At 68.5% G+C, this 15,189-nt stretch carries 14 protein-coding genes; 9 read left to right on the top strand and 5 right to left on the bottom strand.

Annotation, left to right across the window (positions count from 1 at the left end; all coding sequences use genetic code 11):
- Nucleotides 1-5 precede the first annotated feature (5 nt).
- Nucleotides 6-380 carry a YciI family protein gene (locus tag FXF52_RS23290; protein WP_148800016.1) on the top strand — a complete coding sequence of 125 codons (375 nt, stop codon included), beginning with the start codon at nt 6-8 and terminating at the stop codon, nt 378-380.
- Nucleotides 381-431: 51 nt separating this feature from the next.
- Here FXF52_RS23290 and FXF52_RS23285 read toward each other — a convergent pair whose 3' ends face one another.
- A complete protein-coding gene (locus FXF52_RS23285; RefSeq protein WP_148800014.1) occupies nt 432-2,429 on the bottom strand; it encodes an FG-GAP-like repeat-containing protein in 1,998 nt (665 codons plus the stop codon).
- 98 nt (nt 2,430-2,527) lie between these two features.
- On the opposite strand from FXF52_RS23285, the gene FXF52_RS23280 reads away from it, so the two are divergent.
- The gene (locus FXF52_RS23280; protein ID WP_148800011.1) at nt 2,528-3,295 is read left to right on the top strand and encodes a PPOX class F420-dependent oxidoreductase; all 768 of its coding nucleotides are present in this window, start codon (nt 2,528-2,530) and stop codon (nt 3,293-3,295) included.
- Between the two features lie 293 nt (nt 3,296-3,588).
- On the top strand, nt 3,589-4,164 hold the full coding sequence (locus FXF52_RS23275) for a matrixin family metalloprotease (RefSeq protein ID WP_148800009.1): 576 nt from the start codon (nt 3,589-3,591) through the stop codon (nt 4,162-4,164).
- Nucleotides 4,165-5,051: 887 nt separating this feature from the next.
- Here FXF52_RS23275 and FXF52_RS23270 read toward each other — a convergent pair.
- Together FXF52_RS23270 and FXF52_RS23265 are read right to left on the bottom strand one after the other, a co-directional pair.
- On the bottom strand, nt 5,052-6,554 hold the full coding sequence (locus FXF52_RS23270) for an IS1634 family transposase (protein ID WP_370518018.1): 1,503 nt from the start codon (nt 6,552-6,554) through the stop codon (nt 5,052-5,054).
- A gap of 407 nt (nt 6,555-6,961) precedes the next feature.
- The gene (locus tag FXF52_RS23265) at nt 6,962-7,573 is read right to left on the bottom strand and encodes a TMEM175 family protein (RefSeq protein ID WP_148800007.1); all 612 of its coding nucleotides are present in this window, start codon (nt 7,571-7,573) and stop codon (nt 6,962-6,964) included.
- A 268-nt stretch (nt 7,574-7,841) separates the two neighbouring features.
- On the opposite strand from FXF52_RS23265, the gene FXF52_RS43890 reads away from it, so the two are divergent.
- Nucleotides 7,842-8,339, top strand: a complete 498-nt coding sequence (locus tag FXF52_RS43890) for a sigma factor-like helix-turn-helix DNA-binding protein (protein WP_148800004.1) — start codon at nt 7,842-7,844, stop codon at nt 8,337-8,339.
- A gap of 11 nt (nt 8,340-8,350) precedes the next feature.
- Nucleotides 8,351-8,941 (top strand): hypothetical protein, encoded by a 591-nt coding sequence (locus FXF52_RS23255; RefSeq protein ID WP_148800001.1) that lies wholly within the window; start codon nt 8,351-8,353, stop codon nt 8,939-8,941.
- Nucleotides 8,942-9,192: 251 nt separating this feature from the next.
- Here the strand turns inward: FXF52_RS23255 and FXF52_RS23250 are convergent, their stop codons facing one another.
- Nucleotides 9,193-9,867: a hypothetical protein gene (locus tag FXF52_RS23250; RefSeq protein WP_148799999.1), complete on the bottom strand. Its 675-nt coding sequence runs from the start codon at nt 9,865-9,867 to the stop codon at nt 9,193-9,195.
- 141 nt (nt 9,868-10,008) lie between these two features.
- On the opposite strand from FXF52_RS23250, the gene FXF52_RS23245 reads away from it, so the two are divergent.
- From FXF52_RS23245 to FXF52_RS23230, 4 genes are all read left to right on the top strand, one after another.
- Complete coding sequence (locus tag FXF52_RS23245) at nt 10,009-10,533, top strand: PadR family transcriptional regulator (RefSeq protein ID WP_148799996.1); 525 nt, start codon at nt 10,009-10,011, stop codon at nt 10,531-10,533.
- Nucleotides 10,530-11,201, top strand: coding sequence for an ABC transporter ATP-binding protein (locus FXF52_RS23240; protein WP_148799994.1), 672 nt, complete (start codon nt 10,530-10,532; stop codon nt 11,199-11,201). The genes FXF52_RS23245 and FXF52_RS23240 overlap by 4 nt, the downstream gene beginning before the upstream one ends.
- Complete coding sequence (locus FXF52_RS23235) at nt 11,198-13,432, top strand: FtsX-like permease family protein (RefSeq protein WP_148799992.1); 2,235 nt, start codon at nt 11,198-11,200, stop codon at nt 13,430-13,432. Before FXF52_RS23240 ends, FXF52_RS23235 begins: the two co-directional genes overlap by 4 nt.
- A 165-nt stretch (nt 13,433-13,597) precedes the next feature.
- Nucleotides 13,598-14,806 (top strand): low temperature requirement protein A, encoded by a 1,209-nt coding sequence (locus FXF52_RS23230; protein WP_148799990.1) that lies wholly within the window; start codon nt 13,598-13,600, stop codon nt 14,804-14,806.
- 65 nt (nt 14,807-14,871) lie between these two features.
- On the opposite strand, the gene FXF52_RS42505 is transcribed toward FXF52_RS23230, so the two are convergent.
- A complete protein-coding gene (locus FXF52_RS42505; RefSeq protein ID WP_222870622.1) occupies nt 14,872-15,147 on the bottom strand; it encodes a hypothetical protein in 276 nt (91 codons plus the stop codon).
- Nucleotides 15,148-15,189: the final 42 nt, after the last annotated feature.

The raw sequence follows: 15,189 nt of genomic DNA, 5'->3' as shown, positions 1-15,189 counted from the left end.
CTGCAATGCGCTACATGTTGATGCACAAGCTGGACGAGAACACTCCGGGCGCGTTCGACCCGAGCCCGGAGTTCATCAAGCAGATGGGCGCCTTCATCGAGGAGGTGGCCAAGGCCGGGATCCTGCTCGCCGCCGAGGGGCTGTGCAAGAGCAGCAAGGAGGACGCGTCGCGGATCACCGCGACCAAGGGCAAGACCACCATCACCGACGGGCCGTTCACCGAGACCAAGGAACTCATCGCCGGGTTCGCGCTGCTGGAGGTGCGGTCGAAGGAGGAGGCGGTGGAGTGGGGTAAGCGTTTCATCACCGTCTTCATCGACCACGGGATCGACGTCGAGGTCGACGTCCGCCGGGTGTTCGAGGGTCCGGGTCAGGCCTGAGCGGAGAGGGCGGGCGGCACCGGTGTTGCGCCGGTACCGCCCGCCGTCGCGTCACGCCCCGGGAATCACCACGAGGCCGTTGTTGTAGTCGGCCAGCAGCACGTCCTTGTGCCCGTCGTTGTTGATGTCGCCGACCGCCAGGCCCCGGTGCTCGTAGTGGGTCGCGTAGTACGGGTTGGAGCCCAGCTGCTCCCGGCCCAGCCGGCCGTCGGGTCGCTGGAGCATCACCCCCACCCGGTACCAGCCGCCGTGCGCGATCACCACGTCCAGGCGCGAGTCGCCGTCCATGTCCTCCAGGACCAGCGGTTCGGGCATGTCGTAGGAGACGTAGATCTGCCAGGTGCCGAGCGTCCCGGCGGTGTCGTGGGTGAGGACGGAGATCCGCGGGTCCGGCATGTTGCCGGTGACGGTGAGTACCACGTCGGCCCGCCCGTCGCCGGTCACGTCGCCGGCCGCGAGGGATCGTGCGTCGATTTCCTGTCCCTGCGGCATGGGAATGCCGGACGGCGGGGCGAAGGTGCGCGCCGACGTCTGCTCGACGACGATGACCTGCCGTCCGTCCAGGCGTACCAGGTCCAGGCCGGGGCCGCCGGTCACGTCGGCGATGCCCAGGACCGAGCCGGACAGCGGGGTGGCCACGGTGACCGGCGCGGTGAACTCGCCTGCAGCGGTGCCGTAGCGCACCAGCACCGACTCGTTGATGGTTGCCACCAGGTCGAGCTGGCCGTCCCGGTCAAGGTCGACGGCGTGCACGTCGCCCAGGGCCGCGCCGAACGGCAACGCCACGGGGGCGGACAGGCCGCCGGCGGACTGGCGGTACAGGTCGAGCCCGTCGCCGGAGGCGACAAGAAGTTCGTTGCGCCCGTCCGCGTCGACGTCGGCGATGACCGGGACCATGCTGCCGCCGGTCGGCACGGTCGTGGCGTATCGGACGGGCGCGGCGAGCCGGTGCTCGGGCAGTTGGACGTAGAGGTAGACGGAGTGGTTCAGGTCCCCGGCGTCGGCCTGGATGCCCGTGGTGAGCACGACGTCGGTGAGCCCGTCACCGGTGAGGTCGCCGGCGGCGATCGCCGTCTCGGTCGAGCCCACTTCGGCCGCCTCGGCCGGGCCGAAGGACACCTTCCCGTACGCCGGGTCCACCTGGAGCGGTACATCGGCCGACGAGCTGCCCCCGTTGTTGGACATGCCGCCGTAGCCCTCGAACCGGGCGTAGTAGGTCATTGAGCTCGACTTCGGGGTGATCACCACCGCGCCGTACCCGTGCCAGAGGTCGGCCTGGCCGACGACCTCGCTGCCGGAGACGAAGACCACCTTGCCCCACGGCTCGGCCCCGTCGGCCCGGCTGACCCGCGCCGACAGCGCCACCCACTGGCCCTGCTCGGACCGGGTCGGGTTGACGGCGATCGTGGTGGACGTCGCCGGCCCGCTGTACGCCGATCCGGACGCGAACGGCCCGGCCGCGCCGCTGTCGGTCAGCGCCCGCACCTTGTACTGGTAGTAGTACCCGTCCGTCCGCCCGGTCTCCCGGAAGGAGGTTGTGGTGGTCGAGGTGATCAGCGTGTCCCCGTCGATTGGGTGGTGGCGCCAGATCTCGTAGCGGGCCGCGCCGGTCACCGCCGTCCAGGTGAGATCCATGGTCGACGGCGTGCCGGTGAGCCGGAGGCCGGTGGGTGCGGGCAGCACCGGGAGGGTGGTGGCGCTGGCCTGCGGCGACTGGCCGGACAGCTTGTTGCGGTACTCGGCCTGCACGACGTAGTAGTAGGTGGTGGCCGGGGCGAGCCCGGAGTCCAGGAATTCCAGGCCGGTGCTGCTGCCGACCTGGGTGTAGGGGCCGCTTGACCCGGTCGATCGGGAGATCCGGTAGGCGGACGCCTGCGGGGCGGCCTGCCAGCTCACTCGGATCTGGGTGGAGGAGACTGCTGCGGCGCTCGTCGCCGGTGGCGGGTAGATCGCCGGCCCGGCCTGTGCCGGCGTTGCGGTCAGTTGGGTTACCGCGACGAGCGCCGCCACCAGGGCGATGCCGAGTCGTCGCAGGGATGTGCGCGCCATCAGGCGTCCTCCGTCCCCCGTTGTAGATCAATCCGTTGGAAACGGCGTCACACCGTCATGGCACGTCACATCGCCGGCCGCGGGCCCGTCCCACCGGCATGAGAGCACTGGTACGCGCGGTGGCCGCGCTGCTCGGCGCGGCGTCGCTGGTGGCCGGGGTGTGGGCGTTGATGTCCCCGGACTCGTTCAGCTCGGCGGTGGGTTTCCCGCCGCACGAGCACTTCGTGCACGACGTGGGGGCGTTCCAGCTCGGCATCGGGGCGACCTTGCTGCTGGCGCTGATCTGGGCGGACGCCCTGTCCGTGGCGCTCGCCGGCTACCTGGTCGGCGGGGTCGCGCACACGGTGTCGCACGTGATCGACGCGCACCTCGGCGGCAGCGCGGCGCAGACCTGGACGGTCGGGTTGTTGGCGGTCCTGGCGCTGGCCGGGCTGGTCGCCCGGCTGCGGCAGCTCGGCTGGGTGGTCGGGTATGTCGACTCCGCGCCGGATGCGGCCTGGGCGCCGCTGGTGCGGCAGAAGACGGTCGTGCTCACGACGTACAGGCGGGACGGGACGGCCGTGCCGACGGCGGTGAGCATCGCGGTGGCGGGGGAGCGGGCGTACGTGCGCAGCTTCGAGAAGGCGTGGAAGACCAGGCGGCTCTGCAACAACCCGCGGGTGACCGTGGCGCCGTCGACGGCGTTGGGGAAGCCGACCGGGCCGGCCGTGGAGGCGGTGGCGCGGCGGTTGAGCGGGGCGGAGTATCGGGCGGCCAGCCGGGCGCTCGTACGCAAGCACCCGATGCTGCACGGGGTGCTCGTGCCGTTGATGCACCGGCTCGGGCGGGCGAAGACCGGCCGCACGGTGCATTTCGAGCTGAGCTGAAGGTCTGGCCGATCGTTCCAGCCGTCCGCACTCCTTGCTGCTGGGTGCCGGCGATTGGCCACGTGTGCGGGCCTGTTGATTGTCTCAAACTCGATGGATGTGAGTCGTCGCGCCAGGTCGTCGGGCACCGGCGGCCCCGCCCGCCTGGTCAAGCCCTTCTTCCTAGCGGACATCGACCAATCTGCTGCGCAGAGCAGAGCCGGGCGACCCGAGGTTACGAGACGTCGCTTAGTCATTGACGACGTTGGATTATCATGTCAAGATCTGACAATCACTACCATAGAAGGGTCTCCATGAATCTACGTAAACTTGGCTCGGTGGCAGTAGCTGCTGCGGTCGTCGTCGGCGGTGTACTAACTCCCGCTTCCCCAGCCTCAGCCTACGCCCTCCTGGGCTGCAAGTTCTCTACCCCAGCCCTAAAATGGAAGGACAGCACCACAACGTCCGGTTATGCTAGCGTTGCGACGGCTAGCGCAAATGCATGGACGAACACGTCGACGCCGGTTTCGCTCACTAAGGTCACGTCGGGTGCCAACATCACCATCGCCAACGGAAACTTCGGCAATTCGGGTTATGACGGCATCACCCTCGATGGCAACCAAAACAATCCCAGTTGCGGATCGAGTGGCTTGTGGAGTATCGGCCTCGTCACTTGGTGGAACTCCTACTACACTGACGGCTATTCAAGCGCAAAGCGTCAGAGCGTTATGGTTCACGAGCTGGGTCATGCACTTGGTTTAGCACACTCTTCCGCAGGTTCTTGTACGAATGTGCCGATCATGCAGCCCGACACCTATACCCGCTACGACGTCTGCAGACTGACAACTCCTCGGGCAGGCGACATCGACGGCGTGAACTTCCTGTACTAATTGGGGTCACGACATGGGGGCGACCGTCTGTGATGAGCCTCAGAAAAAGCACGATTCTCGTGTTAACCTCGCTCGTTCTTATGGGTCCGCTTGTTGCGGCCTGCGGTATGGGCACTCAGGCCAACGGCACACAGGACTCGAAAATTAACGTTAGCCGGTCTGTTACCTACCGCTCGATCTCCGAACTGCGTAAGGACAGCAGCGCCGTAGTTGTTGTATCCCCGACATCGGCCTCGACGGGGGATCTCAACGGCATACCGATCACCATCACGCAAGTTGAGGTCAAGTCTGTTATTTCTGGATCAACGGACTCCAGTCGCCTCTCCATTCAACAATTCGGTACGAGTGCTGTGCCCTCTCCGTTGACCTCTCCACTGCTGAGGGCTGGCAAGGATTACCTACTTTTTGTCAGTCCCTTTCATCTTGAGCCGAATGACAGCACTGGTCGCTTCACGATTACTGGCGACCAGGGAATATTCGAGCTCCGGGATGGAGTCTACCGAAACGTTGGTGTGGCTACGGAATTGCCTACCACGGTTGACCCAAGATCGGCAGATCTTAGGAGTTAGGTGGACGGATGCGGAAGAGAGCCCTGGTGATTAAATTCAGGGTTCTCTTCCGCGCGTCCATGTGGCCCCTGTAGCCGCTGGTTTCGGCCACACGGGTGCTTGCTCGGCATTCGGAATGTGCAATTAGACCGCGTGATTGCACAGGTCCCTGACTGCAATCCGAGCCCTACGCCCTGCAACGCTGCACGCTTTGCACACCAGGAAAGGGCGTTGATGAGCAGTTCAGTGGCGGATGCCGGTTGCCGAGGACTGCCGCCAGCGGCCGGCCACAGACAAGTCGCCCGAGGTCGCGGATGGGGCGGACCCGACTTGGCTCATTTAGTGCGTGCCTTGGATGACGTCGAGGGCGGCTTGGAGCTCGGCGGGTATGGGGTCGGCTGCGGTGATCGTGTGGTCGCCGGCTTGGATCTGGATGGTGCGGTAGCGGCGGGCGGTGGTGACGAAGCGTTTGATGGTCCAGCCGGTGGTGTTCTCGATCCAGCGGGACACGGCCAGGGCGGCGAACACGATGGTCAGGTGGGCTTCGATCGACTCGCGGGTGTGGTGGTAGATCGGCCGGGCAGCCAGGTCCGTCTTGGACATCCGGAAGGACTTCTCCACCTGTAGCAGCCGGCTGTAGGCGCCGATCACCTGCTGCGGGTCCGGGTTCGGGAGGTTGGTGACGTAGCCCTTGATGCCGGCCAGGGCCCGGTTCTTGGCCTCCAGGGCCCGGTTCACGCTCTTGGTCGCTCCGGTCAGGCGTACGTACCGGTTCCGCTTGACCGCTGTTTTGCCGGCGACGGCATTCTCGGCCTTGGCGACCTGGGTGTCGATACCCCGAAGGGTGCGTCGGGCCCGGTCAGCCCGGTACTGGTAGAAGATGGTGTGGTCGCGGCGTTTGTCGCCGTGGCCGGCCGGCCACGGCTGGACGAACACGTGCCCGTCGGGGATCTCGGCGTCGGGGTGGGCGTCGCGCCATTCTGTGACGACGTAGGGCACGTCGGGAAGGCGGGCGCCGAGAATGAACGACAGCCCAGCCTGTTCGATCGCGCGTTTGTTCGCCTCCGACACCATCCCCGCGTCGGCGATGACGGTGACATCCGACAGGCGGTGTGCGTCGAGGAAGGCCCGTAGGACCGGCATCATGGTGGTGGTCTCGGCCCGGTTGCCCTCAAACGCATGCACCATCAGCGGGAATCCCGACCCGTCGGTGAGCAGACCGACGGTGATCTGCGGTTCGAGACGCCTCTCCTTGCTGAAGCCAGGCTCACGGAACCCGTCACCTTCGTCGGCCTCGAAGTACAACGTCGTGACGTCGTAGAGCAGGAACGTCGCCGGCCCGAGGCGCACATGCTCGGCGCAGGCGCGGGCCAGCCGCGCCCGCCACGGGCCACCAGCCGGATCACACGTCGGCTCAGCGCCGTCCTCGACCGGCACGCCCTCGGTCTTCTCGCCGGCCCCGGAAGCCTTGCCTCCCGTGGCATACAGCCGCAACCGCCGCTTGATCGTCGCGTACGACGGCGCCCACGCGCCGGCCTCGTCCAACACCCGCACCGAGTCGAGTTTGCTGGTCGGGTCAATTATCCGGGCCAGGACCAACGCCTTGAACACCTCGTCCTGCTCGGCCGCCGCGGCGAACCCCAGGGCGTCGTACCCGCGGCCCAAAGCATCCAACAGGTGCCCGGCCCTCGTGGACGTGATCGGCAACGGGTCACCCCCGTTGGCCGGGCTGCTCGGCAGACGCAGATCCAACTCGCCCTGCCCCACGGCCATCCGCTGCCGAGCCACCGCCTTCAGCAGTTCCAGGTCCGCATCCGTGTGCGCGGACCCGATGTGCTCGATATCCCGCGAGCCCGCCGCTCGGAGTGCACGATCTGCACCGCCCGCGCTCCGGACGCCGTCTTCACCGTCCGCACGTACGCCACAGCCGACACGATAGAACCCGACCCATTTAGTGCGTGCCTCCCGACGCAACACCCCAGGTCACAGCCTCGCAGGCCCCAGAATCAGCCAACCGTGAGCCAAGTCGGGAATTAGACCGCGTGATTGCACAGGTCCCTGACTGCAATCCGAGCCCTACGCCCTGCAACGCTGCACGCTTTGCACACCAGGAAAGGGCGTTGATGAGCAGTTCAGTGGCGGATGCCGGTTGCCGAGGACTGCCGCCAGCGGCCGGCCACAGACAAGTCGCCCGAGGTCGCGGATGGGGCGGATCCCGCCGCACGGAGCGCCCAGAACTTGTGCGCTCCTCAGCCCTGGGTTTCGTGCTGACGGATCACCCGGTCGATGCGGCGGTCGGGGACGACCCACATGATCGCCACGGCGACGAAGCAGGCCAGGGCAATGCCCACTCCGACATGCCCGCCCGGGACAAGCAGGGCGCTGAGGATCCCGACGGTGTAGAACACCGGGGAGACTTTGCCCTTGACGTCGGTGCCGATGGCTCGCCGCAGCGGCGACTCTGGTCCCTGCTGGTGAATGATCACCGTCTGGAGCACGAAGTAGGCGATGGCCGCGGCGAACAGGTTCAGACCGTAGATGACGACCGGGGTTCGCTCGAACCTTGAGTCGTCCATCCAGGCCGTCGTGAACGGGAACAGCGAGAGGCAGAACAGCAACGCCAGGTTCGCCCACAGCACCCCGCCCCTGACCCGCTGCACAAGATGGAACATGTGGTGGTGGTTGTTCCAGTAGATGCCCACATAGACGAAGCTGAGGAGATACGTCAGCAGCCCGAGGCCGCTGGTGTGGACGAGGTCGGAGAAGCTGTGACCCTCTGGCACCTTCAGCTCAAGCACCATGATCGTGATGATGATGGCGAGCACGCCATCGCTGAACGCCTCCAGCCGGCTGGTCCTCACCGCGCCACCGCCCTTCTCCGTCAGGCACGCGGCCTGGCCTGCTACGGGACATGCACACTAGACGTTGCGACGAGGTGCAGGTACGGCCGCCCCACGGAGATTCTTGTCGTTGGTTGGCGGTTGTGGCGGCGGTACCACCGCGCGAACCCGGTCCGCCCTCCGGCGTTGTTCCGAGATGTGAACGGCGACCGCACCCTCGGATGCCGCTCGCACACCGGCAAAATTTTCTCGCCGAATTCGGCCGGGCGGTAAGGGTGCCGGCGCTCTGATGCGTGTACGGCACGTGGGACGTGAGCACGCACAGTTCGCAGAGTTCTACCGGCTCCACCGTGCCGCCTGCCTGAAGGCGGTGGTGGCGGCGACCGGTGATCGCCAGGGCGCTGAGGACCTGGTGGCGGAGGCTTTCACCAGGGCCTGGATGTCCTGGCGGAAGGTCAGCCGGCACCCGGCCCCGCAGGGATGGGTGGTCCGTACCGCCCTGAACGCGAGGGTGTCGGCGTGGCGGCGACGGCGCCGGGAGGTCGCCCTGGCCGACGTGCACGACGTGGTGGTCGACCGGGACCCGGGCGGCGTGGACCCGACGCTGATGGCGGCGTTGCGGCAGTTGCCCGCCCGACAACGCGAGGTGGTCGCGTTGCGGGTCTTCCTCGACCTGGACACCCGTGCCACCGCTGAGGTGCTCGGCATCGCCGCGGGAACTGTCGCCGCTCACCTTTCGCGAGCCGTCGCGACGCTGCGCGGCCAACTCGCCCCTGCCAAAAGCTGAGGAGAACGAACGTGCGAGACGAAGATGTACTGAATGCGGTGTCGAACGGGCTGTCCGGCCTGGACATGCAGCGGCCGGCGGAGGAGATCGTCGCCGCGGGCAATGCGCGCCGCCGGCGCCGGGCGGGCGTGGTAACCATGGCCGCGGTGGCGCTCGCCGCCGGGCTGGCGGTGGGCGTGCCGTCGCTGGCCGGCTCGGGGCCGGGCGCGCCGCCGACCGCGCAGCGGCCGGCCGCCACGACCCCCATGCACCCGGCCGCGTTCTCGTTGGTCAGCAATCCCAACGGCACCGTGGCCCTGACGCTGTCGAGGAAGCAACTCGCCGACCCGGACGCCCTGCGCAAGGCGCTCGCCGACGCCGGGGTGCGGGCGAAGGTCACGACCGATGGCACGATGTGCAATTCGGTCCCGGCCCCGCGCAACATGGGGGCGGTCTTCCCGTCGACAAAGCAGCAGCCCGACGAGGTCGTCGTGGTGATCGACCCGGCGGCCATGAAGCCCGGGTCGGTGGTGGTAATCCAAGTGGTCGAGCCGGATGGCGGGGTTGTCGCCTTCGGCCTCGCCTGGGAGGACAAGTTGACCTGCTCGAAGCCGCGACGGTGACGCGCGTCGCCTTCGTCCCGGGCCTGTCGCGAGCCGTCGGGCGCTGAGTTCCGTCGAGCGGGAGCCGACCCAGCGGTTTGTCCGTCGCTGCGTCCGGGTGCGTTTGTTGTCGGCCACGTGGCAGCAAACGCACCCGAGCCGGCGCCTGGTGCGGTCGGTCAGTGGGACCGGATGGTCGTGGCGGGGATCCCGGAGCGGGAACTCCCCTGGTGGTGGCGGTGACGGGGTCGGCGTACGCCCGCAGAGGCCAGTTAGTTGCTGCTCCACAACGTCACCTGGGCGAGGTATCCGCTGTCGCCGTCGCGGCGCAGCACCTTGATGAACACGATTCGGCCCTGGTTGGTCTTCAGGCAGATCCGGCTGCGCGCATCGATGTTCACTTCCTTCACACCGTGGGTCTGCAAGCGCTGCGCGCAGTCGTTGCGGGACGGGTCGGCCTGCTCTGGCCACAGCACCACTCCTCCGCCCCAGAACTCGTTGTACCTCGAGTCGTTGAGATATCCGTCCGATTCGCGGTCGGTGCTGGTGTTCCCGAGCGCTGGTGGTTCCTTGTCGAAGTCGCGCGGCGTGCTGTCAAGGCGGATCTCGTCCTGCCATAGCACGGGGGCGGCGGCGGGTGTGGTCGGCGAGGCGGGGGCACCGGATGTGGTTTCCGTGGAGGTTGCCGGTGCGTCCGACGGACTGTCGCCGGAGTTGCCATCAGCGAGCTTCGAGACGGCCTTGATGAGGCCCCAGGACCCGACGCTGCAGAGCACGATCACCGCCAACCCGGCGGTCAGCCAGATCGCCGTCTTGGCACCGGAGCCGGTCCGAGAATCGGTCTGCTGCCCTCTTGCCCCACGGATGGTGAAGGCCAGCGCGATCACCGCGATGACGGCGCCTACCACGCTGGCGATCTTGTCCGCCTGGTCCAGTCCGAAATCCACCGGGGCTCCTCGGTCGTAGAACCTCTCCATTCTCGACAGAGACTGCACCACCGGTGGCTGCCGCGGGTGCCCGGAGTGCATCATCGTCGATATACTCCGGGGATATATACGCGAGGTATACCCTCAGGGTATGGTGTCGGCATGAGCGTTCCCATGACCCTCCTCGGCCTGCTCGAATGCGAGCCCAGCCACGGCTACGACCTCAAGCGCGACTACGACACCTTCTTCAGTCGCGGCAAGCCGCTGCCGTTCGGCCAGGTCTACGCGACCCTCGGCCGGCTCGCCCGCGACGGCAAGATCGTGATCGGCGAGGTCGAGCCCGGCGTCGGCCCCGAACGCAAGCGCTACGTCATCACCGAACGCGGCGCGACCGAGGTCGAGTCGTGGCTGACCGAGCCGGTCGAGGCCGAACCCAACCTGCAGACCGTGCTGTTCACCAAGGTCGTGCTGGCGCTCATGCTCGACCGCCCAGCCGAGGAGTACCTCGACCGGCAGCGCGCCGCGCACCTGCGGCGGATGAAGGAACTCACCGAGATCCGCCGCGGCGGCGACCTGGTCGACACCATGCTGGCCGACCACGGCCTGTTCCACCTGGAAGCCGACCTGCACTGGATCGACACCACCGTCGCCCGGCTGGACGCCCTGCGCAAGGTGGTCCGGCGATGAAGGCCATCGAGGCGCGCGAGGTGCACCTGTCCTTCGGCGAGACCCCGGCGCTGCGCGGGGCCAGCGTTGCGGTGGCTCCCGGCGAGATCGTCGCCATCATGGGCCCGAGCGGCTCCGGGAAGACCACCCTGCTGCACTGCCTGGCCGGCATCCTCGTGCCGGACGCCGGTGAGATCCACTTCGACGGCCGCCGGATCGACACCCTCAACGAGCATCAGCGCAGCGTCCTGCGCCGGGACCAGTTCGGGTTCGTGTTCCAGTTCGGGCAGCTCGTGCCGGAGTTGACCGCCGAGGAGAACGTCGCCCTGCCGCTGCTGCTCAGCGGCGTCAAGCGGGCCGCCGCGCTGGAGCAGGCGCGGCCCTGGTTCGAGCGGTTGGGCCTGGCCGGGCTGCAGCGGCGCCGCTCCGGTGAGCTGTCCGGCGGGCAGGCGCAGCGGGTCGCGCTGGCCCGCGGCCTGGTCGCCCGGCCCGGGGCGCTGTTCGCCGACGAGCCGACCGGGGCGCTCGACTCGCTGACCGGTGAGCAGGTCATGGACCTGCTGGTCGCCTCCGCCCGCGAGCAGGGCACCACCGTCGTGCTGGTCACCCACGAGGCCCGCGTCGCCGCGTACGCAGACCGGCAGGTCATCGTGCGCGACGGCAAGGTGAATGCGCTGGTGCACTCGTGATCCGGTTCGGTTTGCGGCTGGCGCTGTCCGGTGGCCGGGAGGCGGCCGTCCGGCTCGTCATCATCGCCGCCGCGGTGGCGCTCGGCGTCGGCATGCTCCTGACGACACTCGCCGGCATGAACGCGGTCGACGCGCAGAACCAGCGGTACGGCTGGCTCAACACCGCTGTCGCGCCGGCGTCCTCCGATGCGTCGGCCGACCCGATGTGGTGGCTGCTGCGGGAGGACTACTACCACGGCAAGTCCATCGGCCGGGTCGAGGTCGCGGCGTTGGGCCCGGACGCGCCCGTCCCGCCGGGCCTCCCGCGCCTGCCCGGGCCTGGGGAGTACTACGTGTCGCCCGCGCTCGGCGAGCTGCTGCGGGCCACCCCGGCCGCGGAACTCGGCGACCGCTTCCCCGGCCACGAGGTCGGCACGATCGGGCGGGCGGCGCTGCCCTCCCCGGAGTCGCTGCTGATCGTCATCGGCCGCGCCCCGGCCGAGCTGGAGCAGTTGGGGGCCAAGAAGGTCAACCAGATCATGACCACCTCCCCGAGCGACTGCAGCCACGGCTGCTACGTCGGGATCAACGGTGCCGGCCTGACCCTTGTGCTGTCCGTCGTCGCGGCCGCGCTGCTGTTCCCGGTGCTCATCTTCATCGGCACCGCGACCCGGCTGGCCGCCAACCGCCGCGAGCAGCGGTTCGCCGCGATGCGGCTGATCGGCGCCACGCCACGGCAGATCTCCGTCATCTCGGCCGTGGAGTCGACAGTCGCGGCCGCAGCCGGTACGGCGGTCGGGTTCGGCCTGTTCTTCGCGTGCCGGCCGGGACTCGCCGCGATCCCGTTCGCTGGCGAACCGTTCTTCCCCGCCGACCTGTCGCTCACCGTCATCAACGTCCTGGCGGTCGCGCTCGGCATCCCGCTCGGCGCGGTCGTGGCGTCCGTGCTGGCGCTGCGCCGGGTGCAGATCTCACCGCTGGGCGTGAGCCGGCGGGTGACCCCGAAGCCGCCGCGCGCCTGGCGGCTGATCCCGCTGATCGCCGGCCTCGCCGAGCTGGGTTACTTCATCGGCCGGCGGCCCGCCACGACCAACGGCCAGATCACCGCGTACCTGTCGGGGTTTGTGCTGATCCTGGTCGGGTTGGTGCTGGCCGGGCCGTGGCTGACCATGATCGGTGCCCGGGTCCTCGCGGGGCGGGCGAGCCGGCCCGCCACGCTCATCGCCGGACGGCGCCTCGCGGACAACCCGCAGGCCGGCTTCCGGTCCGTCAGCGGGCTGATCGTGGCGCTGTTCGTGACCAGCGTGGCGACCGGCACGATCACCACGTACGTGGCCAACCGCGGTGAGCCGCGCACCGACTCGGTGGCCGCCACGTCGCTGGCCAAGACGTTCTGGCCCGAGGACGGTCCCGCGCCGGCCGCGGACCGGATCCCGGCCGGGCTCGCCGCGATCCCCGGTGTGCGCAGCGTGACGGTGGTGCACGTCAACTCCGGGCGTGAAGCCGGTGTCGGCGGGGACGGCGGTGCTCCGGTCGACTGGCCGGGCCTGGTGACCTGCGCCGAGCTGGACCGTCTGAAGGTGTTCGGCAGCTGCCCGGCCGGCGGGCAGGTCGCGGTCGTTCCCCCCGACCTCATCGGCATGCGGGCGTTCGACCTGACCAATGACACGTACGTCTGGGGCGCCGCCGCCGGCGTCGCCGCCACCGACGTGGACCGGCAGCCGATCCTGTCAGTGGTCGTCAACACCACCAGCCCCTCCGCCTTCGAGCAGGCCCGGACGATGCTGATCAACGCGTTCCCGCTCGGACGTTTCCCCGCGAGCGTCGGCGAATGGGAGGCGAACTCCGCGCAACAGATGGTGCAGTTCCAGCAGTTGGCCAACGTGGTCATGCTGGCCAGCCTGCCGATCGCCGGCTGCAGCCTGGCGGTGAGCGTGGCCGGCGGGCTGAGTGACCGGAAGCGGCCGTTCAGCATGCTGCGCCTCACCGGGGTACGGCTGCGTACCCTGCGCCGGGTGGTCGCGCTGGAGACCGTCGTACCGCTGCTGCTCGTCGCCGCGGTGGCGATCGGGATGGGATTCCTGGCCGCGCACCTGTTCCTGCGGGCGCAGCTGGGCTACACGCTGCTGGCGCCGCACCTGTCGTTCTACCTGATGGTCGCCGGTGGGCTTGCGGTGTCGCTGGGCATCATCGCCTCGACACTGCCGCTCCTGCGCCGCATCACCGGCCCGGAGACCGCCCGCAACGAGTAACCCCGCGTCCTGCATCAGGTTCACCGAGGGGCGCGGCCGGACGGGCAACCACCGTCCGGCCGCGCCCGCACATCCGACGGTGCGGACTGAGGCGCGCTCGGTAAGCGGCACGCGGGCTGTCCGTCTTCGACGTTTTCGTTGTCGACACCTGGGTTTACTGAGGTGGTGACGACGAACGCTCCGCGCTGGGATCGGGGCTCGCTGCTCCGCAAGGGCGCGGCGGAGCAGGCGACGTTCGTTGAACTGTTCTTCGACCTGGCCATGGTGTTCATCCTCAGCCGGTTGGTCGCACTGGCGTTCGACGTGCTGGCCGAGTCGCCCGGGCCTTCAGGCTGGGCGGTGCTGGGGCAGGCCCTGCTGCTGTTCCTGCCACTGATGCGGGTCTGGACCTTGACCACCTACATCACCGCCCGCTTCGATCCGCGGCGGCCCGCGGTGCAGGGATCCGTCATCGCCAGCGTGTTCGGTGTGCTGATCTTCGGTGTCAGCGTGTCGTGGGCCTTCGACGGGCGAGCCGTGGCCTTCGCCTGCACCTACATCATCATGCAGGCCGGCAGAACCCTGGCGATCGGTCTCCTCGCCACGGTGCCCGAGGTGCGTACCGCCTACCTCCGGTTCTTCTACTGGTACGCGGTCGTTTCCGTCCCGTGGCTGGTCGGCGCGGTGTCCCACGGGCCCGTCCGCCCGGCGCTGTGGGCCTTGGCGGTGCTCGTTGAATTCGTCGCGAACGCCCGCGGCTGGCCCGTGCCCCGACTCGGCGCCGGTCTGGCCAACCTGTGGGCGACGGCTGCCCGATACCTCGCCGAGCGCTACCAACAGTTGCTGATGATCTCTTTCGGTGAGCCGCTGCTCTCCGTGGGCGTTACCTTCACCCAGGTGCCGGCCAGCCCGTACCGGATCACCGCACTGGCCGTGGCGTTCCTGACCACCGTCCTGCTCTGGCGCCTGTACTTTCACGTCGCCGGTCAACTGGTTGACGAGGCGGTCCTGGCCGCGTCACACCCGGCCCACGCCGGCCGCGTCGCCGGCGTTGCTCACCTGACCATGATCCTCGGGGTCATCACCACCAGCGTGGGGCACGACCTGGTCGAGAAGCACCCCGCGATGCACACCCCTCTCACCTGGTCGTCCGTCATCCTCGCCGGGCCTGCCATCTTCCTCGTCGGCCGCTCCGTGTTGGAGTACGTCGTCTATGCCCGCGTCTCCCGGTCCCGCCCTGTCGGCGTCACCGCCCTTGTGGCCCTGGTCGTCCCGATGACCCTCGCCCCACCACTGGCAGTCTCCGGCGCCGCCGCCATCGTTCTGCTCCTTGTCGCCATCGCCGACACCCGGCGCTCACACCGCCACCCCGACGAACAGCCCACCCCACCCTGACAACGTGGGGCAGTCTCGCAAGCGGATTACTGAGGTAGCGATGGCAGGACCAGGAGTCGGGCCGTTCAGCGACCGAGGACGAAGTAGCCAAGACCGAGAAGACCGCGATAGATGCCGACGTACTCCCGCAGCCGGTCATCGAGTTCCTCGCGAACCGCCGCCGCGCGAGGGTCCTCCGGGTGTTCCAGCAGCCACTCCTGCCGGCCCGCGCGCCAGGTGGACTCGAAGTCGTCCCACTCTCGCTGATCGGCGGTGCTGAAGTGCAGGACTCGCCAGCCCAGCTCACGGGCCTGCTCGATGAGATCCGCGAGCGACGCCGTCTCTTCCCCGAAGATCTCCACAGCTTCGGCCGTCGGTGGCTTCTCCCAGAACGCGTCGCCGAA

Source organism: Micromonospora sp. MP36 (assembly GCF_008119785.1).
Classification (GTDB): Bacteria; Actinomycetota; Actinomycetes; order Mycobacteriales; family Micromonosporaceae; genus Micromonospora.
This window is presented reverse-complemented; position numbering and strand designations above follow the sequence as displayed.